Raw genomic sequence first — 21,057 nt, forward strand, 5'->3', positions numbered from 1 at the left:
ATGACGGGCCCTCGGCGGCGGAGGGCCGCCATCCTGAATTCCACCCAACAGCACGAGCACGAAGGTACCATCGGATGATCGAGGAGAGCGGGATCGAGCGCGAGTCGATGGAGTATGACGTCGTGATCGTGGGGGCGGGTCCGAGCGGTCTGTCGGCGGCGATCCGGCTGAAGCAGATCGACCCCGAACTGTCGGTCGTGGTGCTGGAGAAGGGCTCGGAGGTCGGGGCGCATATCCTGTCGGGGGCGGTCCTGGACCCCTGCGGGCTGACCCGGCTGATCCCCGACTGGAAGGAGAAGGGCGCGCCGCTGACCACCGAGGTCACCGACGACAACTTCTACGTCCTGGGCGAGGCGGGCCAGGTGCGGGTGCCGAACTGGCCGATGCCGCCCCTGATGTCGAACCACGGCAACTACATCGTCTCCATGGGCAATGTCTGCCGCTGGATGGCAGAGCAGGCCGAGGCGCTCGGCGTCGAGATCTTCCCCGGCATGGCCGCCAGCCAGGTCGTCTGGAACGGCAATCGGGTCGCGGGCGTCGTCGCCGGCGAATTCGGCCGCAATCCCGACGGCTCCATCGGCGACGGCTACGAGCCGGGGATGGAGCTCTTGGGCAAGTATGTCTTCATCGCCGAGGGCGTGCGCGGGAGCCTGGCCAAGCAGATCAACGAGCGGCTGAACCTGACCGCGGGATCGGATGCGCAGAAGTTCGGCCTGGGCATGAAGGAGATCTGGGAGGTCCGCCCCGAGAAGTTCCAGAAGGGCCGCGTCGTGCACACGATGGGCTGGCCCCTGGGCAAGAACGCGGGCGGCGGCAGCTTCATCTATCACCTCGAGAACAACCAGGTGCTGGTCGGCTTCGTCGTCCACCTGAACTACAAGAACCCGCATCTGTATCCCTACATGGAGTTCCAGCGCTTCAAGCACCACCCGATGGTGGCGGACCTCTTGGAGGGCGGCAAGCGCATCAGCTATGGCGCCCGCGCCATCAGCGAGGGCGGCTTCCAGTCGCTGCCGCAGATGTCGTTCGAGGGCGGGCTGCTGCTGGGATGTTCCGCCGGCATGGTCAACCTGCCGCGCATCAAGGGCAACCACAACGCGATGCTGTCGGGCATTGCTGCCGCCGATGCCGCCGCCGCCGCGATCCATGCCGGGCGCGAGGGCGACCGGCTGGCCGACTACGACGTGGCCGTCCGCGGGGGCGAGATCGGCCAGGACCTCAAGCGGGTCAGGAACGTCAAGCCGATGTGGTCCAAGCTGGGCCTGACCGCCAGCCTGATGCTGGGCGGCTTCGACATGTGGGTGGCGAACCTGACCGGCTGGAACCCGATGGGCACCTGGAGCCACGGCAAGTCCGACGCCGCCGCCACCGGCAAGGCGGCCGACCACAAGCCGATCGACTATCCGCGCCCCGACGGCGTGCTGTCCTTCGACCGGCTGACGAACGTGGCCTTCTCCTTCACCAACCACGAGGAAAGCCAGCCCTGCCACCTGAAGCTGCGCGACCCGTCGGTCCCCATCGCGGTGAACCTGCCCGAATATGCCGAGCCCGCGCAGCGCTATTGCCCGGCCGGCGTCTACGAGGTCGTCCAGGACGAGGCCGGCCCGCGCTTTGTCATCAACTTCCAGAACTGCGTCCACTGCAAGACCTGCGACATCAAGGACCCCAGCCAGAACATCGTCTGGACCACCCCCCAGGGCGGGGACGGACCGAACTACCCGAACATGTGATGGAAGCGAAAAGCCGCAGGCGTTGCAGGGGTCTTTGCCAACCCTGATGCCTGTGGACCGTCCCACGCAAGCGCGCGCCCATCTGGTCGCGCGTTTTCTTTTGATGTGGGGAAAAAGGACGGGGCGCCGGGCACGGGATCATCCGGCATGTCGCTCCGCCAGATCATGGCCCCTGCCCCGGGCCCACGCAGGTGCAGACCAGGGTCTGCCGCAGCAGGGGTCGGCGCGCCGGAGGAACCGGCGCGCCGCAGAGTTCAGGCGGCCAGCATACCGTGCGGGTCCAGCACGAACTTCTTGGCGACACCCTGGTCAAAGCTTTCATAGCCCTGAACCGCGTCCTCCAGCGGGATGATCGTTGCGTTCACGATATCCGCGATCGGCAGCCGATCGTGCAGGATCGCCTGCATCAGCTGGCGGTTGTACTGCAGGACCGGGGTCTGGCCGGTGTGGAAGGACTGCGCCTTGGCCCAGCCCAGGCCGAAGCGCATCGACAGGCTGCCCTGCTTTGCGGCTTCGTCGACTGCACCCGGATCCTCGGTCACGTAGAGGCCCGGGATGCCGATCTGGCCGGCGGCGCGGGTGATCTCCATCATCTGGTTCAGCACGATGGCCGGCTGTTCGCCACCGGAATGGCCACGTGCCTCAAAGCCCACGGCGTCGATGGCGGCGTCCACTTCGGGGCTGCCGGTGATCTGGGCGATCATCTCGGGCAGGTTGTCGCCCTTGGACAGGTCCACCGGTTCAAAGCCGACCTTGCGGGCGTGCTCCAGCCGTTCCTTGTTGAAGTCGCCGATCATCACGACCGCCGCGCCCAGGATGCGTGCGGAAGCCGCCGCGGCCAGCCCCACCGGGCCCGCGCCCGCAACATAGACGACCGAGCCGACGCCCACGCCGGCCTTCCATGCGCCATGGAAGCCCGTCGGCAGGATGTCCGACAGCATGGTCAGGTCGCGGATCTTCGACATCGCGCGATCGCGGTCGGGGAACTTCAGCAGGTTGAAGTCGGCATAGGGAACCATGACATAGCGGGCCTGCCCACCGATCCAGCCACCCATGTCGACATAGCCATAGGCACCGCCCGCACGCGACGGGTTCACCGTCAGGCAGACGCCCGTGTCGCCCGACCGGCAGCAGCGGCAGCGGCCGCAGGCCACGTTGAAGGGAACCGAGACGATGTCGCCGATGTCCAGCATCTCGACATCGCTGCCCTTTTCGATGACCTCGCCGGTGATCTCGTGGCCCAGGATCAGGCCGGGCTCGGCGGTGGTCCGGCCGCGCACCATGTGCTGGTCCGAACCGCAGATGTTGGTCGAGACGACCTTGAGGATCACCCCATGGCCGATCTTGCGCCCGTCGGGTGCCTGCAGCTTGGCGTCAGGGATGTTGTCGACCTCGACCTTGCCCGGTCCGGTGTAGACCACGCCTCTGTTGGTGCTCATACGTTCCTCCTCCTGGGAATCATGAAACGGCGACCGGCATCCGGTCGCTTTGGACCTGGGCCGAAACCGCTCCTAACGGCCTCGCGCGGCAGGATGGGACACGGCCATACCCGACGTCGTTCGCCCGTCGTGGCCCCCGCGCAAACCATATCCGGAAGGCCCTTTCGCTTCAAGGGCGGAGGGTCGAAAAAAGCCTGTAAATTAAGGGGAATCCGCGTGTTTTCCCGGCTGATTTCTCTGCTGCCTGATGAGGGCCGGGGCTGCCCTGACGACGGCGTCCAAACGGGCCCGAGATGGCGCCATTTCCATGTTCAAATCGGCTGTCTCACCCGCGCAAAAAGGCGCCCGAAACAGGCGCGCAAATCCATGGGGCTCGGCTTCCCAAGCCCTCACGCCGATTACGATTCCGACCGGTCGAACGCGATCTCGGGCAGCCTCATGTCACGCCTGTCGGCCCCGGCTCGTGCTCGGCCAGAAACTCCTGCATGTGCCGGCGCGTCAGCTATTCTGGGCAAGTTTTTCGGTCAGCAAAGCAAACCAGACACCCCACTGACGCAGGCCCGCCCGGTCACGAATGCCGCAGCCGGCTTTCGGCCAGCAGGCCCTCCTCGTCCAGGATGGGATGGGCCACGGCGACGGTATGGGCGTTGATCCGCTTCAGGTCGCGAAGGATGTCCAGGTGCAGGGACGAGGTTTCAAGGCTGGCGGCATGGCCTTCGCGCAGGCGGATCAGGTGGCGTTGGGCCGACTGGCGCTCCATGTTGCGGATCTCGACCTTCAGTTCCATCAGCCGCCGCGCCAGGTCCCGGTCGCCTGTCATGAAGACCGTCTGCGCCATGCGCAGCGTGTCGAGGCTCATCAGGAACATCCGGTCCAGCTCGTCATAACCCTCGTCGGAAAAGCGCAGGCGCAGCCCGATCTTCTGGCGGACCTCGGGCGACAGGCCCTTGTCGATGATGTCGCCGATATGTTCGAGGTTGATGACATAGTCCAGGATCGCGATGGTCCGGCGACGCTCCACCTCTCCCGCACCGCGGCCAAGGCGGGACAGATAGGTCTTGACCTCCTGTTGGCGGCGGTCGATCCGCGCCTCCAGTTCGGCCACCTCGGCCAGGGGCGCGGGATCGTCGGAACGAAAGGCCGTGCGGGCCTGGACCAGCATCCGTTCGACCGTGTCGCCGATGGCCAGGGCCTCCCGGGCCGCTCCGGCCAGCGCCAGGGCGGGCGTGTTCAGCGCATCCTCGTCCAGCCAGCGGGGGGCCGGGTCGCCGTGGGGTTCATCGTCCACGATCAGCCGCGCCATCCCCTTGGAGATGAGGCCGGTAAAGGGCCAGATCGCGACCGCCACCGCGATATTGAAAACCAGGTGCACCTCGACCGCCAGGCCGCTGGCGATCGGAAAGCCGGTCAGCAGGGGGCCGACCGTTCCCGCCAGGGGCAGCACGGCCAGACAGCCGATGGCCCGGACGACCAGGTTGCCGGCGGTGACGCGCCGCGCCTCGGCCCCGGCCGACAGGTTGGCCATGACGGCCGGCAGTGCCCCGCCCAGGTTGGCTCCCAGGACCAGCACCACCGTCAGCGCCGGCGGCAGCGCCAGCGAGGTGATCAAGAGCACCGCCGCCAGCGAGGATGAGCAGAGCGCCGCCACCCCGGCCGCAAAGATCAGGGCGACCGGCCAGGCATCGTCCAGCATCGCCAGAAAGGCCCCCACCTCGGGCGCCTCGCGCAGCGGCGCGGTCGCGGCCGACAGCAGTGACAGCGACAGGAACATCAGACCCGCGCCGATCAGCGCCCGGCCGATGCCGACATGCGTGGTATGGGTCCGGCGCGCCATGACATATCCCAGCAGCAGCAGCGCCGGCGCCACGGCGGCGACGCCCGTGGTCACGAACCAGGCGGTCAGCGCGGTGCCGACATTGGCCCCCAGCATCGCGACCTGCGCCATGCGGGTGCGGATCAGGTCACGTTCCACGAAAGAGCTGACCATCAGCGCCGTCGCGGTCGAGGATTGCAGCCCGAGCGTGGTTGCCAGCCCGGCCGCGAAGGCACGCGGTCCGGTCCGCGTGCCCAGGCCCAGCACGACCTTCAGGCGAAACCCCAGCGCCTGCGTCACCCCGTCCCGGATCAGTCCCAAGCCGAACAGCAGCAGCGCCACCGCCCCGGCGATCTGGCAGCCGACGATGATCGAGCCCATGCCGGCCTCCTCTGCGACAGTTTCCTGATCTTGACGCGTTTCGGCCGAAATTCAAGGTCTTCGGCAAGATCGCCGGCAGGGCACGGGCGCGCCGGCGCCTATTCCTGCGCCCGCAGCACGGCGGCGGGGCGGGCCGCCAAGGGGCGCAGCGCAAAGGCCAGCCCCGCCACCAGCGTCGCGGTAACCCCCCCCGCCACGATCGCCAGGGCCGAAACCGGATCAAAATGGAACGGGGCATCCATCACGAAGGTCATCACCGCCCATCCCCCCAGGGCACCCGCCAGCAGCGCGACCGCCCCCGCGGCCGCCCCCAGCATGACTGAGCGCAGCGCAAAGCTGAACAGGATGCGGCCCCGCGTCGCGCCCAGCGTCTTCAGCACCGCCGCCTCGAAGACGCGGGCGCGTTCTCCGGCGGCCGCGGCGCCGATCAGCACGATGAAGCCCGTGACCAGCGTGGCCCCCGCCGCCCAGGCCGTCGCGGCGGCGATTCCCGACAGGGCGCCCGCCGCGCGGTCGATGACCTCGCGCACCGGAACGGCGGTGATGTTGGGAAAGCGGCCACCCAGGTCGCGCAGGATCGCGGCCTCGGCCTCGGGCGCGGCATAGACGGTGGCGATATGCGTGTGCGGCGCGGCCTGCAGCGCGGCGGGGTTCATGGCCATGACGAAACCGATGCCGGCGGTGCTGAAATCGACCTCGCGAAAGCTGGCGATGCGGGCCGTCAGGTCGCGGCCCAGGATGTTCACGGTGATGCTGTCGCCCAGCTTCAGGCCGATTTCCTGCGCGATCTCGTCCGAAAAGCTGACCAGCGGCGGCCCCGCGTAATCCTCGGGCCACCACTCGCCTTGGGTGATCCGGGTGCCTTCGGGCGGGCGGGCGGCATATGTCACGCCCCGGTCGCCGCGCAGCACCCAGTGGTCGCCCGCCACCTCACGCGCCGGCCGGTCGTTGATCCGGGTCAGGATGCCGCGCAGCATCGGCGCGGTTTCCACCGCGCTGACCGCGGGGTCCCCCTCCAGCCTCGCCAGGAAGGGCTCCAACTGGTCGCCCTGGATGTCGACGAAGAAATAGGCAGGCGCGCGTTCGGGCAGTTCCTGACGAATGGCCTGGCGCAGGTTCGATTCGATCTGGCCCACCGCCGCCAGGACCGTCAGCCCCAGCCCCAGGGACAGGATGACCGATGTTGCCTCTTCGCGCGGGCCGCCGATGGCGCCAAGCGCCAGGCGCAGCGGCGTCCGGCCCCGGACCCAGCCTGCCCCCGCCGCCGCCCGCGCCAGCCGCCGCACCAGCATCGCCGCCAGCAGCAGCACCAGAAAAGACGCCAAGATGCCGCCCGCCGTTCCGACCGCCAGCCGGGGCAGGCCCGAAAACCAGGCGGCCGCGCCGACCAGCCCCGCCAGCGCCACGGTCACCGCCACCCAGGGACCAGCACCCATCCGTGTGCCCGACATATCGCCCAGATCCCGGAACAACGCCGCCGCGCGCACCTGCCGCGTCCGCGCCAGCGGCCAGAGCGTGAAGACGAAGGCGGTCAGCACGCCGTAAAGCGCGGCCTCGGCCAAGGGGGCGGGATAAGGGCGAAAGATCGCCGGCACCGGCAGCCGCGCCTCCAGCAGCGGGGCCAGCAGCAGGGGCACCGCCGCCCCGATCGCCAGCCCCGCCAGCACGCCCAGCAGGGTCAGGGCCCCGATCTGCAGGAAATAGACCTGGAAAATGGTCCGGCCGGGCGCCCCCAGGGTCTTGAGCACCGCGATGACCTGGGTCTTGCGTTCCAGATAGGCGCGCACCGCGGCCGAGACGCCGATGCCGCCGACTGCCAGCCCGGTCAGCCCGACCAGCACCAGAAAGGCGCCGATCCGGTCCACGAACAGTTCGATCCCCGGCGCGCCCCGGCGGCTGTCGCGCCAGCGGGTGCCGCTGTCGGGGAACTGCCGGCGCAGTTCGGCCCGCAGCGCGTCGGGATCGGTGCCGGGCGCCAGCATCAGGCGATAGCGCGTGTCGAACAGCGTGCCCGGCCCCAGCAGCTGGCTGTTCTCCAGCGACCGGCGCAGCACCAGCGTGCGCGGGCCGAACCCAAAGCTGGCGGCCCCCGCGTCAGGTTCAGACAGAAGGATCGCGGTCAGCTGGAACTCCTGCACGCCAAGGCGAAAGACGTCGCCGACCGACAGGCCAAGCCGGTCGCTCAGCAGCGCCTCCATCGCGGCGCCGGGCAGCCCCGACGGCGTCGGCCCAAGCGCCTCGGCCGCGGTCATCGGCGGATCGAAGCGCGCCTCTCCCACCATCGGCCAGGCGGCATCCACGCCCTTGACCTGGGTCAGCGCGCGTTCGGCGGCATCGCCCTGCCCCACCACCGCCATGGATCGGAAATCGACCACCTCGGACAGCATCTGGGACCGGCTCTCCAGCCAGGCGCGCTCCTCGGGGTCGGCAAAGCGATAGGTCAGGCTGATCTCGGCATCGCCCCCCAGCAGGGCCGCGCCCTCGCGCACCAGCCCCGCCTCGATCGCGGCACGGACCGATCCGACCGCCGCGATGGCCGCGACGCCCAAGGCCAGGCAGGTCAGCAGGATCCAGAACCCCTTCAGCCCGCCCCGCAGTTCCCGGCGGGCGATGCGGGCGGCGATGCGCAGGCTCATCTCGGCCCCTTGTGGGCGCGGGGCCGTGTCATTGCGCCGCTTCCGCAAGGTCTTCGCCTGCGATGCGACCGTCCGCCAGCCGGATCACCCGGTCGCAGCGGGCCGCCAGTTCGGGCGCGTGGGTGACCAGGATCAGCGTCGCGCCATGCGCCGCATGCAGGTCGAACAGCAGGTCCATGATCGCCTGCCCCGTCGCCCCGTCCAGGTTTCCGGTCGGCTCGTCCGCCAACAGGATCGCCGGGCGCGGCGCCGCCGCACGGGCCAGGGCCACGCGCTGCTGTTCGCCCCCCGACATCTGGCCCGGGTAATGGTCCAGCCGCGGCCCCAGTCCCACGCGACGCAACTCCTCCGCCGCACGGTCAAAGGCATCCGCGTGACCAGCCAGTTCCAGGGGCGTCGCCACGTTTTCCAGTGCCGTCATCGTCGGGATCAGGTGGAAGGACTGGAACACCACCCCCATATTGCCAAGACGAAAGCGGGCCAGCGCATCCTCGTTCAGAGCCGTCAGGTCCTGGCCCAGGGCGCCGACATGGCCGCGCGTGGCGCGTTCCAGACCGCCCATCAACATGAGGAGCGATGATTTGCCAGAGCCCGACGGACCCACCAGCCCCAGCGTTTCGCCCCGCCGCACGTCCAGCGTGATGTCGCGCAGGATCTCGACCGGGCCTGCGTTGCCCTGCAGGGTCAGGCCGGCGTCGCGCAGGCGGATCACGGTTTCGGCCATCGAAAGCCTCCTTACCATGCGGGCGGGAATGATGCGGTCACGATATGGGGCGGCCCGGGGGCTTGGCAACCGCGCGGGCCGGGCGCTGCGCCGGGCGATGGCGGCGCTGATGCTGCTGGGTGCAGCGCCTGCTGGGGCCGAGCCCCTGGTCCTGACCGCGATGGGCGACAGTCTGACGCAGGGATACGGCCTGCCAGCCGAGCAGGGGTTCGTGCCCGTGCTGCAGGATTGGCTGCGGAACCGCGGCCATGACGTGCGGGTCATCAATGCCGGCGTGTCGGGCGATACCACGGCGGGCGGGGCGGCCCGGATCGACTGGACCCTGGCCGAGGCGCCGGATGCCCTAATCGTGGCGCTTGGCGGCAACGATCTGCTGCGCGGTATCGATCCCAGCACAAGCCGCGCCAACCTGGAGGCCATTCTTTCTAGCGCAAACAAGGCGCAGGTGCCGGTCCTGCTGGCCGGACTGCCTGCGCCGGGCAATTACGGTCCGGATTTCAAGCGCGATTTCGAGGCGATGTACCGTGAACTGGCCGGGGAATGGGGCGCGCTGCTCCATCCCGATTTCCTGGGACCGATCAGCGACAAGGCCTCGCAGGGGCTGTCCCTGTCGGATCTGATGCAGGACGACCGCATTCATCCCAATGCTGAGGGGGTGCGGCAGATCGTGGAGGGGATCGGGCCGCAGGTGGAGCAGCTGCTGGCGCAGGCGGAAGAATAGCGCGCCGAATTCGCCAAGAAAGGGGCCGCTGCGTTCACCGCTGCGGCCCCTTATGTGTTACAGGATTACGTAAAGCAGCAGACCCATCAACAGCGCCATATTTGCAGCCAGGACGGCCGCGACAACGGTGCTGGGGCGATGATCCACCTGCGACCTGCTGTGGGTGCGGCGCAGGTAGGCTTCGGTTTTCGCGTCAAACATCGGTTCATCCTTTGCCTTGTATCAGGGGCCAGGCATCAGTCCGATCTTCGTGCCCATCAAAGACGCAGCGGGCCTTTGCGGGGGTCATCGGCTCCTCCTCGAACCTCTCACAGGATCAATCGCGAAGTTGTCAGGAAGTTCCGTTAACTTTTACCATCCTGTTACAACCAGGTGCTGTCGGCATGCGAACGCCCGCAACTTTGGGAAGCTGCGGGCGCTGCAAATCACCTTGCGGTGTCAGTGCTCGTGGCGCGGCATCGCCTTCAGATCGTCCTTGGACCAGTTGGTGACCGCGTGGACTGACCCGCTCTCGTCGCGCATGAAGTCCAACTGGCTGGCCGGAACCTGGACAGGCTTCGCGCCGATCCCCAGAAAGCCGCCCACGTCGATCACCACATGGGCCGAGGCGCCCATGCCATGCGTGTGCGACACGGTGCCGATGGTCTGATCGTCGGGGCCATAGACGGTTGCGCCTGTCAGGTTGGCCTCGGTGTATTCGCTGTCGGTCAGGCGCGGATGCTTGGAATGGTCCATGGGGGGCCTCCTTTTCTTTGACGAGGTGACAACGTCCCATGCCGCCGACCGTTCCCCGCCCCGATCGCACCTGCACGTGAGCGGCGGGCATTTACTTGTATGGAAGTATGGAATAGACTTGTACATGGAGGAAACATGTCCCACGCCACGACCATCGCACGCCCCGCTTCGACCGCGCAGCAGGTGCATGACTGGCTGCACCAGCGCATCATCCAGGGCGACCTCCTGCCCGGCGCGCGGCTGTCGGAAACCGAGATTGCCGAGCAGATCGGCCTGTCGCGCCAACCCGTGCGCGAAGCCTTCATCCGACTGGCAAGCGATGGGCTGGCAGAGGTGAGGCCGCAGCGCGGGACCTATATCGGCAAGATCTCGGTCAGCGCGGTCCTGTCGGCACGGCTGATCCGCGAGGCAGTGGAAAGCGACCTTGCGGCCATGGTGGCGGGGTCAGGGGCCGATCTGGCGGCCATGCGCGCCGAACTGGTCGTGCAGGACCAGGCCAATGCCGCGGGCGACGTGGCGGGCTTCGTCGCCTCCGACGACCGCTTTCACCGCGCCATGGCGCTGGCCGCGGGCCAGGCCGCGGTTTGGAACGACCTCGAGCGGCTCAAGTCGCAGATGAACCGCCTGCGGCACCTGTCGATGCGGGTCTTTGACCGCAGCGCCACCATCGCCCAGCATCGCGCAATCCTGACGGCCCTGGAACAGGGTGACGCGGCGGCCGCGCAGGCCGCCGTGCGCACCCACCTGCGCCAGATGCTGACCGAACTGCCGCAGATCGCCGCGGCGCATCCCGATTATTTCACCGAATGAAGGCCTGTGGATGCGCGTTCTGCGCCCGTGCCGGAAAGGAAAGCCCATGACCCATATCCTGTCTATCGGCGAAGCCATGGTCGAACTGTCCCAGGCCGACCAGCCGCAGCTGTGGCGCCTTGGCATCGCCGGCGACACGCTGAATACCGCCTGGTATCTGCGCCGGCTGCTGGGCCGGGCATTCACCGTCGGCTATCTGACGCGCGTGGGAATGGGCAATTTCTCGCAGCAGATGCTGGATTTCCTGGCGGCCGAAGGGATCGACACCACCCATGTGGCCCGCGATCCCGACCGCGAGATCGGCCTTTACGCCATCAGCCTGCAGGCAGGAGAGCGCAGCTTTTCCTATTGGCGCGACAGTTCGGCGGCCCGGCGGCTGGCGGATGATCGCGATGCGCTGGACGCGGCTTTGACCGGCTGCGGCATGACCTATCTGTCGGGGATCACCCTTGCCATCCTGCCGCCAGAGGGGCGCGTCAGGCTGCTGGCGGCCTTGGCCGCCGCCCGCGCCGCCGGCACCACGGTGGTCTTCGATCCGAACCTGCGCCCGCGGCTTTGGCCCGATCTGGGGACGATGCGCGACAGCATCCAGGATGCCGCCGCCCTGGCCGACCTGATCCTGCCCAGCTTTGATGACGAGGCCACGCATTTCGGCGACACCGACCCGCAGGCGACCATCGACCGCTATCTGGGCTCCGGGGCCGCGCATGTGGTCGTCAAGAACGGCGGCGGCCCGATGTGGTTCGGCGGTGCGGCCGGCCGCGGGGCGGTGACCGACCTGGCGCCTGAAACGCCCGTGGACACGACCGCTGCGGGCGACAGCTTCAACGCCGGCTATCTTGCCGCCTGGCTGGAGGGCGGCGATTGCGACAGGGCGATCCGCGCCGGTCACGCGCTGAGCCGTCAGGTCATCCGCCACCGGGGCGCGCTGGTGCCAGAAGCCGTTTCGCAGCGCGCCTGATTGGTCGCGGAACAAAGGGGGGCCGTTGCCCCCCTTTTGCGCTCAGACCACCGCGCCGATCTGCCAGGGCAGGAATTCGTTGTCGCCCAGCCCCAGATCCTCGCTTTTCGTGGCCTCGCCCGAGGCCACGCGCAGGATCAGGTCCACGATCTGCCGGCCCTTTTCCTCCAGCGTGACGCCGGACATGATGTCGCCGCAGTTCATGTCCATGTCATCACGCATGGCGGTATAGAGCCGGTCATTCGTCGCCAGCTTGATCGTCGGCGCGGGTTTCGACCCGAAGGCCGAGCCGCGGCCGGTGGTGAACACGATCAGCTGTGCCCCGCCCGCGATCTGCCCCGTGGCGGAGACCGGATCATAGCCGGGCGTGTCCATGAAGTTCAGGCCAGGCTCCGTGATCGGTTCCCCGTATTCCAGCACCGCGTTCAGGGGCGTCGCCCCCGCCTTGGCCACAGCCCCCAAGGATTTCTCCAGGATCGTGGTCAAGCCGCCCGCCTTGTTGCCAGGGCTGGGGTTGTTGTCCAGCGAGGCGCCGTTCCGGGCGGTGTAATCCTCCCACCAGCGCAGCCGTTCCAGCAGCCTGTCGGCCAGGTCGGGCCGGGCCGCGCGATCCAGCAGCAGGCGTTCGGCACCATAGATCTCGGGCGTTTCGGACAAAACGACCGAGGCCCCCTGCGCGGCCAGGATGTCGCTGGCAACACCCAGCGCCGGGTTCGCGGTGATCCCCGAAAACCCGTCCGATCCGCCGCATTGCAGCCCGATTCTCAGGGCAGCGGCGGGCGCCGGCGCACGCGTGGCGGCATTCACCTGCGGCAACATCTGGCGCACCCGGGCCTTGATCGCCTCGATTGTCGCCCGCGTGCCGCCATTGTCCTGGATGGTCAGGCCGTGAAAGCGCGCAGCCTCGCCCAGTTCCTGCTTCATCCGGGCGATCTGCATGACCTCGCAGCCCAGGCCCACGAACAGCGCCGCCCCCACGTTGGGATGACCCGCATGGCCTGTCAGCACACGCTGCAGCGCCTGCCAGCCCGGACCGCTGTCGGCCATGCCGCAGCCGGTGCCATGGGCAAAGGCCACGACCCCGTCCACGTTCGGAAAGGGCACCAGCGCGCCCTCGATCCGTAGTTCTTCGGCCGCGCGACGGATCACCGTGGCCGAACAGTTGACCGTCGCGACCAGTGCGATGAAGTTGCGGGTGCCCACCTGCCCGCCCGCGCGGTGATAGCCCTGGAAGACCAGCGCCTTGCCGCGATGCCGCTCCAGCGCCGCTTCGGCCGCCGGCAGCGCCGAACCGGGCCGGTAATCCCGGTCATGCGCGCCAAAGGCACAGTTGTGGCTGTGGACATGATCGCCCGCAGCGATGGGGGCCGTCGCATAGCCGATGGTCTGGCCATATTTGATGACCGCCGCCCCTTGCGCGATGGCCACCCGCGCGACCTTGTGGCCCGCGGGTGCCACGCCCTTTTCGGTCAGGATCGCCACGTTGTCGGCGGCGTTCAGGACCAGCGGCTCAGACATCGGCGGCCATGGCGCGGGCGCCCCGGACAGTCAGCCCTTCCAGCGCGGCGGTCAGATCGGCCGCAAAGCCCGCATCCTCCAGCAGGCTTGCAGGGAACACCTCGGTCAGGGCGAGGAAGCCCGCCACGGTCTGCGCCGGATCATCGCGCCACAGCGCCGCAAGCCGCGCGGCCAGCGGGTCCTTGACCTCGATCGCGGCGCCCTTCTCGTCACGACCCGAGGTATAGCGCATCCAGGCCGCCACGGCCAAGGTCAGGCCGGGAACCGCACGACCGGCCGCACGGCTTTCGGCAATCGTGCCCAGGATGCGCTGCGGCAGCTTCTGGCTGCCATCCATGGCGATCTGCCAGGTGCGGTGCCGGATGGCGGGGTTGGCATAGCGCGCCGCCAGGGCATCGGCATAGGCGCCCAGATCCTCGCCCGGGGGCGGGGTCAGGGCCGGGATGATCTCGGACCGCCACAGCCTGTTCACGAAGCTGGCGAAGACCGGATCGGCCACCGTCTCCGAGATGGTTTCATGCCCCGCCAGATAACCCAGATAGGCCAGCGAGGAATGGGTGCCGTTCAGCATCCGCAGCTTCATGTGCTCGAACGGGGTCACATCTTCGACCAGCTGGACCCCCACCTTCCCCAGATCGGGACGGGCGCCGTTGACGAAACTGTCCTCGACCACCCACTGGCGGAAGGGTTCATGCATGACCGGCGCCTCGTCGCGATGCCCGGTCAGGTCGGCCAGCCGGTCCAGGTCGGCGGCCGTGGTCGCGGGCACGATCCGGTCGACCATGGTCGAGGGAAACGCCCCCTCGGCCTCGATCCAGCGCGCCAGGTCCGGGTCGATCAGGCGGGCCAGGTCCAGCACGACGCCGCGCACGACATGGCCATTCTCCGGCAGGTTGTCGCAGCAAAGAACGGTGAAGGGACGCAGGCCCGCATCCCGCCGTGCCGCCAGTGCCCGAACCAGAAAGCCCGGCGCGGATTTCGGCAGCGGGTGTTCCAGATCATGCCGGATGTCCGGGTGATCGGCGTTCAGACGACCGGTCGAGGGTTCGTGGCAATACCCCTTTTCGGTCACGGTCAGGCTGACGATCCTGACGCTTGGCGCCGCCATGGCATCCAGAACGGCCTGGGGGTTTTCGGGCGCGACCAGGACGTCGCGCAGCACGGTCACGACCTGCGGGGTTTCACCCTGCGGCCCCAGTTCCAGCGCGGTATAGGCCCAGCCCTGCGGCTTCAGCTTGTCGCGCGTGCCGGGCGACTGCAGCGAGACGCCGACGATGCCCCAGTCGCCGCCCGAGGCCGCCATGGCTTTGGCGACATAGATCGCGCCATGGGCGCGGAAAAAGGCGCCCAGACCCAGATGCACGATGCCGGCGGGTGCGCCCGAAGGCGCATGGTTCAATCTATCGGGCAAGCCAGCCTCCATCGACGTTCAAGACGGCGCCGTTGACATAGTCCGACGCCGGGGCGGCCAGGAACACGGCCGTCTGGCCGATATCTTCCGGCCGTCCCCAGCGGCCTGCCGGGATCCGGTCCAGGATCGCCTTGGAGCGGTCCGGATCGGCGCGCAGGGCCTCGGTGTTGTTGGTCTCGATATAGCCGGGCGCGATGGCGTTGACGTTCAGCCCCTTCGCCGCCCATTCATTCGCCATCAGCTTGGTCAATCCCGCCACGCCATGTTTCGAGGCGGTATAGGAGGGCACGCGGATGCCGCCCTGAAAGGACAGCAGGGACGCGATGTTGACGATCTTGCCCCTGCCGCGCGGCAGGGCGGCGCGGGCAAAGGCCTGGCAGGTGAAGAACAGCGCCTTGAGGTTGACGTCCATCACCTCGTCCCAATCGGTTTCGGTGAAATCGACGGCGTCTTCGCGGCGGATGATGCCCGCGTTGTTGACCAGGATGTCGATCTGTTGGTCGGCAAAGACATCGCGCGCGGCCATGGGATCGGCAAAGTCCAGCGTCAGGCTGCGCCCGCCACCCATCAGCGCCAGCGTCTCGTCGCAATCGCGGCGTCCGCTGGCGATGACCTCGGCCCCCGCCTGCGACAGCGCGACGGCGATGGCTTGGCCGATGCCGGTATTGGCACCGGTCACCAGCGCGGTGCGGCCTTCCAGGGAAAAGGCGGTCAACGCAGGTCCTCCGGCTGGATGAAGTCCATGTCGGTGTAATCGACATTGTCCCCGGCCATGGCCCAGATGAAGGTATAGCTGCCGATGCCCGCGCCCGAATGGATCGACCAGGTGGGCGACAGGACCGCCTGTTCATTGGCCACGAACAGGTGCCGCGTCTCCTGCGGCTCGCCCATCAGGTGCAGGACGCGCGCCTCGGGGGCCATGCCGTGATACAGATAGGCCTCCATGCGGCGGTCGTGGACATGGCTGGGGATGGTGTTCCAGACCGACCCGTCCTCCAGCGAGGTATAGCCCAGCACCAGCTGGCAGCTTTCCATGACCAGCGGGTGGATGAACTGCTTGATGGTGCGCTTGTTCGAGGTCTCGACCGCGCCCATCTTGACCTCCTTGGCCTCCGCCACCGTCACCAGCCGGTGCGGCAGCGCCCGATGCGCGGGAGCCGAGGTGATGTAGAACCGCCCCTGCCCCGAGAAGGTCACAGCACCCGCGCCCATGCCCAGATAGAGGACGTCGCCATTGGCCATGTCCCAGGCTTCGCCCGCAGCCTCGACCCGGCCGTCGCCGCCGATGTTGACGATGCCCATCTCGCGGCGGTCCAGGAACGAGGGGGTCCTGGTCTCGGCGATCTGGTCCAGGGTCAGGGACGCCCCGTCCGGGACGGCGCCGCCCACGACAAAGCGGTCGTAATGGGTATAGGCAAGGCGGATCTCACCTTCGGCGAACAGCCCCTCGACCAGGAAATGCTGGCGCAGCTGGGCGGTGTCCATGCCCTTGGCGTGGTCCGGGTGGATCGCGTGGCGGGTTTCGACATGGGTCATGGAAGGTCCTTTCACAGAAAATCGTCGCGGCGCGGCGTGAAGCTGTCGATCAGCACCCCGCCTTCGAGACAGAGGCACCCGTGCCGGGCACCCGAGGGGATGATGAACGCGTCGCCGGGGCCGATCTCGAATTCGCGTTCATCGATGGTAAAGCGGTAGCGGCCCGACTGGACGAAGGTCGACTGCACATGCGGATGGTCGTGCAGCGCCCCCCGGTCGCCTTGGGCAAAGTCGAAGCGGACGACCATCAGGTCGGGCGAATGGGCCAGGACGGTCCGGACAGGATCACTCATCGAAACACCGAAGGCAGCCAGAGGGACAGGGCCGGGACATAGGTCACCAGCATCAGCGTCAGGAAGGCTGCGCCATAGAAGGGCCAGATCGTGCGCATGGCCTGCCAGATGCTGATGCGACCCACCGCGCAGCCCACGAACAGCACCGCGCCCACCGGCGGCGTGCAGAGACCGATCCCCAGGTTCAGGATCAGGATCACCCCGAAATGCACCGGGTCGACGCCAAAGGCGGTGGCCACCGGCAAAAAGATCGGCGTGGTGATCACGATCAGCGGCGACATGTCCATGAAGGTGCCCAGCACCAGCAGGATCAGGTTCATCAAGAGCAGGATCACCAGCGGGTTGTCCGACACGCTCTGCAGCATCTCGACCAGCTGGGTCGGCACGCGCAGATAGGCCAGCAGCCAGCCAAAGCAGGCGGCCGTGCCGATCACCAGCAGCACCATCGCGGTGGTGCGGACGGCGCCCTTGGTGGCCTCGACGAATTCGGACCAGGGCAGGCTGCGATAGACCAGCGCGGTGATCAGCAGCGCATAGACGACCGCGATGTTGCTGCTTTCAGAGGCCGTGAAGATGCCGGACCGGACGCCGCCAAAGATGATGGCGATCAGGATCAGCCCCGGCAGGGCCGAGACGAACAGCACGCCCAGCATCCGCAGGCCGGGAAACGGCTCGGTCGGGTAGCCCTTCTTGCGGGCGACCCACCAGCTGGCCCCCATCAGCATCAGCGCCAGCAGAAGGCCCGGGATGATGCCTGCGGTGAACAGGTCGGCGATGGACAGCCGGCCGCCGGCCGCGATGGAATAGATGATCATGTTGTGGCTGGGCGGGATCATCAGCGCGATGATCGAGCTGACCACGGTGATGTTGACGGCATAGTCGACGTCATAGCCGCGCGCCTTCATCTGCGGGACCATCAGCCCGCCGACCGCGCTGGCATCCGCCGCCGCAGATCCCGACACGCCGCCGAACATCAGGCTGGCCATGATGTTCACCTGCCCCAACCCGCCGCGCATATGCCCGACCATCGCGCCCGCCAGCGCCACCAGGCGCCGGGCGATGTCGCCGCGCACCATCAGGTCGCCCGCGAAGATGAAGAACGGGATGGCCATCAGCGCAAAGACCGAGATGCCGCTGTTCAGCCGCTGGAACACCACCACCGGCGGCAGGCCCAGATATAGGACGGTGAAGAAGCTGGCCGCGCCCAGGCAAAAGGCGACCGGCGTGCCGATCAGCAAAAGCCCGGCAAAGCTGCCGAAAAGGATCCAGTATTCCAAGGGCCTACCTCCTGCCCGTCGGCGCGTCATGCGCCTTGATCACGGCTTCGGCCCGGGGGCCCTCGGCCTGTCCGTCGACCTCGGCATCGGCCGCGTCATCCATGTCGCCAAAGCGCATCGTGCGCAGCCCCGCCGCCCGGCGCAGGATGCGCTCGACCGAGAAGAGGATCAGCAGCAGCCCGCCCGCGATCAGCGGCGCGAAATCCCACAGCCGCGAGATCCCGAGGCCCGGCACCACGCCGGTCGCGGCGCGCGCGGCAAGCTGCCAGCCGAACCAGGCCATCCCGGCACCAAAGGCCGTGACGACCAGATCGGACATGCTGTGAAACCAGGGCCGCCAGCTGGGAGGCACCACCATCAGCCCGACGTCGAAGGACAGGTGATAGCCCTCCTTGACGCCCACGGCGGCGCCCAGGAAGATGAACCACCCCATCAGCATGACGGCCGCGGGCTCGGCCCAGAACAGGCTGGTGCCGATGACATAGCGGTAGAAGACCTGGGCAAAGACAAAGGCGGTCATCAGGACCAGCCCGGCGCCGGCGATCCACAGCCCGGCCTGCGCCACGGCGCCGGTTGCCCGCGACAGCGCGATCAGAACGTTGCGCATGATGCGCCCCCAAATGGAAAAGGCCGCCCGCGGGATGCGGGCGGCCGGTTGGTCACTCGGTCGCCTGGATGCGCTCGACCAGGTCCTTGGCCTCGGGCGTGGTCACGTATTTCTCGTAGACCGGGGCCATCGCCTCGATGAAGGGGGTCTTGTCGATGTCGCGGATGATCTCGGCGCCGCCGGCGACGACCTTCTCCTCGGAGGCACGCTCCTGCTCGGCCCACAACTCGCGCTGCACGGTGGCCGAATTGCGGGCGGCCTCGCGCAGGATCTGCTGATCCTCGGGCGACAGCTTGTCCCAGCTGGCCTTGGACATCGCGACCAGTTCGGGCACCATCAGGTGCTCGTCCAGGGTGAAATACTTCGCCACCTCGGCATGGCCCGAGCTGTCATAGCTGGGAAAGTTGTTCTCGGCCCCGTCGATGACACCGGTCTGGATCGAGGAATAGACCTCGCCATAGGGCATCGGCGTGGCATTGGCGCCAAGCGCGTCCATCATGTCAACAAAGACGTCATTCTGCATGACGCGGAACTTCATGCCCTCCAGGTCGGCGATCGACTGGATCGGCTTTTGCGAGTTGTAGAAGCTGCGCGAGCCGCCGTCGTAATAGGCCAGCGCCACCAGGTCGCGCTCCTCGAAGGCGGCGCCGATCTCTTCGCCGATCGGGCCGTCCATGACGTTGTGCATGTGGTCGACCGACTTGAACAGGTAGGGCAGCGACATCAGCTGCGTCACCGGAACGATGTCGTTGAACGAGCCAAAGCTGGCGCGGACCATGTCGATCACGCCGAACTGGGTCTGCTCGATCGTGTCCTTTTCCTCGCCCAGCTGGGACGAGGGGAACACCTCGATGCAGATGCGGCCGTCGGTCTTTTCCTTGACCTCTTCGGCCATGGCCTTGACGCCCTCGACGGTGGGATAGCCCTCCGGATGGGTGTCGGACGAGCGCAGCGTCACCTCGCAGGCGCCCGCAAGGCTGGCCGAGGCCAGCAGCCCGGCCAATGTTGTCATCAGGAACTTCATGTTATCCTCCCAAATACGAAGTTCAGAGCTTGTAGGCCCGTTTTGCCAGGCCATAGGTCAGGTCACGCGCCACCTCGGGTGCCTCGTCTTCCGCGAGGCGACCCGTTGCGACCAGCGTGGCCAGATAGGAACAGTCCACCCGCCGCGCGACATCGTGGCGCGCGGGGATCGAACAGAAGGCGCGGGTGTCGTCGTTGAACCCGACCGTGTTGTAGAAGCCCGCCGTTTCCGTCGTCATCTCGCGGAAGCGGCGCATCCCCTCGGCGCTGTCGTGGAACCACCAGGGCGGTCCCAGCCGCAGGCAGGGCCAGACACCGGCCAGGGGCGCCAGCTCGCGGGAATAGGACGTCTCGTCCAGCGTGAACAGGATCACGGTCAGGCGCGGGTCCATGCCCACCGCGTTCAGCAGCGGGCGCAGCGCGGTGACGTAATCGGTGCGGCCGGGGATGTCGAAACCCTTGTCCCGCCCGTGGACCGACATCACCTGGTCGGAATGGTTCCTGCGCGATCCCGGATGGATCTGCATGACCAGCCCGTCCTCCAGGCTCATCCGCGCCATCTCGGTCAGCATGTGGCCGCGGAAGGCGTCGGCCTCATCGGCCGTGCAGGTGCCGGTCAGCGCCTTCTGGAACAGTGCCGCCGCCTCGGCCTGGGGCAGGTCCTCGGTCCGGGCGCTGGCATGGCCATGGTCGCTGGAGGTCGCGCCGGCTTCGATGAAAAAGGCCCGCCGCGCCCGATGCGCGTCCAGGTATCCGGCCCAGGTCGTCGTGTCGATGCCGGTCTGCCGGCCCATCAGCGCGACATTTTCGGCAAAGCCGGACATCTCGGGGTCGATCACGCCGTCGGGACGATAGGCGGTGATCACCCGGCCCTGCCAGCCACTGTCGCGGATCATCTTGTGCCAGCGCAGGTCGTCGGTCGCGGCCTCGGTCGTGGCGATGGCCTCGATGTTGAACCGCTCGAACAGCGCGCGGGGGCGGAATTCGGGGCGCGCCAGGCAATCGGCGATATGGTCGTAATACCAGTCCGCCGTCTCCGGCGACAGGCGTCGGTCGATGCCAAAGACATGCTGAAAGCTGTGGTCCAGCCACAGCCGCGAGGGCGTGCCCCGCAGCAGGTGATAATGCTGCGCGAACAGGCGCCAGATCTTGCGCCCGTCGGCTTCCACAGGGCCGCCATCGACGCGCGGGACGCCCAGATCGGTCAGCGGGACGCCCTGCGAACACAGCATGCGGAAGACGTAATGATCCGGCGTCACGAACAGCTGGGCAGGATCGGGAAAGGCCTCGTTCTCGGCAAACCAGCGGGGGTCGGTATGGCCGTGCGGGCTGAGGATCGGCAGGTCCTTCACCGCGTCGTAAAGACCCCGCGCCAGGTCACGGGCCCGGCCTTCCAGTGGAAACAGTCGATCTTCTGCCAGCAGTGCCACGTGTCCTCCTCC

At 67.8% G+C, this 21,057-nt stretch carries 19 protein-coding genes; 4 read left to right on the forward strand and 15 right to left on the reverse strand.

Annotated elements, in window-relative coordinates; all coding sequences use genetic code 11:
* Window positions 1-74: 74 nt before the first annotated feature.
* Window positions 75-1,730, forward strand: a complete 1,656-nt coding sequence (locus tag ACNR9W_RS11945) for an electron transfer flavoprotein-ubiquinone oxidoreductase (protein ID WP_419271642.1) — start codon at window positions 75-77, stop codon at window positions 1,728-1,730.
* 254 nt (window positions 1,731-1,984) lie between these two features.
* Here the strand turns inward: ACNR9W_RS11945 and fdhA are convergent, their stop codons facing one another.
* From fdhA to ACNR9W_RS11965, 4 genes are all read right to left on the reverse strand, one after another.
* The gene (gene fdhA, locus ACNR9W_RS11950) at window positions 1,985-3,169 is read right to left on the reverse strand and encodes a formaldehyde dehydrogenase, glutathione-independent (protein WP_419268861.1); all 1,185 of its coding nucleotides are present in this window, start codon (window positions 3,167-3,169) and stop codon (window positions 1,985-1,987) included.
* 568 nt (window positions 3,170-3,737) lie between these two features.
* Window positions 3,738-5,363: a Na/Pi cotransporter family protein gene (locus ACNR9W_RS11955; protein WP_419268862.1), complete on the reverse strand. Its 1,626-nt coding sequence runs from the start codon at window positions 5,361-5,363 to the stop codon at window positions 3,738-3,740.
* Between the two features lie 98 nt (window positions 5,364-5,461).
* Window positions 5,462-7,999: an ABC transporter permease gene (locus tag ACNR9W_RS11960; RefSeq protein WP_419268863.1), complete on the reverse strand. Its 2,538-nt coding sequence runs from the start codon at window positions 7,997-7,999 to the stop codon at window positions 5,462-5,464.
* A 28-nt stretch (window positions 8,000-8,027) separates the two neighbouring features.
* Window positions 8,028-8,723, reverse strand: coding sequence for an ABC transporter ATP-binding protein (locus tag ACNR9W_RS11965; protein ID WP_419268864.1), 696 nt, complete (start codon window positions 8,721-8,723; stop codon window positions 8,028-8,030).
* A gap of 31 nt (window positions 8,724-8,754) precedes the next feature.
* On the opposite strand from ACNR9W_RS11965, the gene ACNR9W_RS11970 reads away from it, so the two are divergent.
* Complete coding sequence (locus tag ACNR9W_RS11970) at window positions 8,755-9,444, forward strand: arylesterase (RefSeq protein ID WP_419269007.1); 690 nt, start codon at window positions 8,755-8,757, stop codon at window positions 9,442-9,444.
* Window positions 9,445-9,501: 57 nt separating this feature from the next.
* On the opposite strand, the gene ACNR9W_RS11975 is transcribed toward ACNR9W_RS11970, so the two are convergent.
* Window positions 9,502-9,645: a hypothetical protein gene (locus ACNR9W_RS11975; RefSeq protein ID WP_419268865.1), complete on the reverse strand. Its 144-nt coding sequence runs from the start codon at window positions 9,643-9,645 to the stop codon at window positions 9,502-9,504.
* Between the two features lie 237 nt (window positions 9,646-9,882).
* A complete protein-coding gene (locus tag ACNR9W_RS11980; RefSeq protein WP_419268866.1) occupies window positions 9,883-10,179 on the reverse strand; it encodes a PRC-barrel domain containing protein in 297 nt (98 codons plus the stop codon).
* A 135-nt stretch (window positions 10,180-10,314) separates the two neighbouring features.
* Between ACNR9W_RS11980 and ACNR9W_RS11985 the strand changes: the two genes are divergently transcribed.
* Entirely contained in the window at window positions 10,315-10,989 is a 675-nt protein-coding gene (locus ACNR9W_RS11985; protein WP_419268868.1) for a GntR family transcriptional regulator, read from the forward strand.
* A 46-nt stretch (window positions 10,990-11,035) separates the two neighbouring features.
* A complete protein-coding gene (locus ACNR9W_RS11990; RefSeq protein ID WP_419268869.1) occupies window positions 11,036-11,950 on the forward strand; it encodes a sugar kinase in 915 nt (304 codons plus the stop codon).
* 42 nt (window positions 11,951-11,992) lie between these two features.
* Here the strand turns inward: ACNR9W_RS11990 and ACNR9W_RS11995 are convergent, their stop codons facing one another.
* Genes ACNR9W_RS11995 through uxaC form a run of 9 tightly spaced genes read right to left on the reverse strand, consistent with a single transcriptional unit; the run spans window position 11,993 to window position 21,045 of the window.
* Complete coding sequence (locus ACNR9W_RS11995) at window positions 11,993-13,468, reverse strand: UxaA family hydrolase (RefSeq protein WP_419268871.1); 1,476 nt, start codon at window positions 13,466-13,468, stop codon at window positions 11,993-11,995.
* Entirely contained in the window at window positions 13,461-14,867 is a 1,407-nt protein-coding gene (locus ACNR9W_RS12000; RefSeq protein ID WP_458478737.1) for a mannitol dehydrogenase family protein, read from the reverse strand. Before ACNR9W_RS12000 ends, ACNR9W_RS11995 begins: the two co-directional genes overlap by 8 nt.
* A gap of 1 nt (window position 14,868) precedes the next feature.
* Complete coding sequence (gene kduD, locus ACNR9W_RS12005) at window positions 14,869-15,594, reverse strand: 2-dehydro-3-deoxy-D-gluconate 5-dehydrogenase KduD (RefSeq protein WP_419268873.1); 726 nt, start codon at window positions 15,592-15,594, stop codon at window positions 14,869-14,871.
* Window positions 15,591-16,415: a 5-dehydro-4-deoxy-D-glucuronate isomerase gene (kduI, locus tag ACNR9W_RS12010; RefSeq protein WP_419268875.1), complete on the reverse strand. Its 825-nt coding sequence runs from the start codon at window positions 16,413-16,415 to the stop codon at window positions 15,591-15,593. Before kduI ends, kduD begins: the two co-directional genes overlap by 4 nt.
* An 11-nt stretch (window positions 16,416-16,426) precedes the next feature.
* Window positions 16,427-16,708, reverse strand: a complete 282-nt coding sequence (locus tag ACNR9W_RS12015) for a cupin domain-containing protein (RefSeq protein ID WP_419268876.1) — start codon at window positions 16,706-16,708, stop codon at window positions 16,427-16,429.
* Window positions 16,705-17,985, reverse strand: coding sequence for a TRAP transporter large permease (locus tag ACNR9W_RS12020; protein ID WP_419268877.1), 1,281 nt, complete (start codon window positions 17,983-17,985; stop codon window positions 16,705-16,707). Before ACNR9W_RS12020 ends, ACNR9W_RS12015 begins: the two co-directional genes overlap by 4 nt.
* Window positions 17,986-17,989: 4 nt before the next feature.
* Entirely contained in the window at window positions 17,990-18,592 is a 603-nt protein-coding gene (locus ACNR9W_RS12025) for a TRAP transporter small permease (RefSeq protein WP_419268879.1), read from the reverse strand.
* A gap of 52 nt (window positions 18,593-18,644) precedes the next feature.
* A complete protein-coding gene (locus tag ACNR9W_RS12030; RefSeq protein WP_419268881.1) occupies window positions 18,645-19,616 on the reverse strand; it encodes a TRAP transporter substrate-binding protein in 972 nt (323 codons plus the stop codon).
* A gap of 22 nt (window positions 19,617-19,638) precedes the next feature.
* Window positions 19,639-21,045, reverse strand: a complete 1,407-nt coding sequence (uxaC, locus tag ACNR9W_RS12035; protein WP_419268882.1) for a glucuronate isomerase — start codon at window positions 21,043-21,045, stop codon at window positions 19,639-19,641.
* Window positions 21,046-21,057 lie beyond the last annotated feature (12 nt).

Origin of the sequence: Paracoccus sp. T5, assembly GCF_048538155.2 — a bacterium.
In the GTDB taxonomy this organism is placed as follows: domain Bacteria; phylum Pseudomonadota; class Alphaproteobacteria; order Rhodobacterales; family Rhodobacteraceae; genus Paracoccus.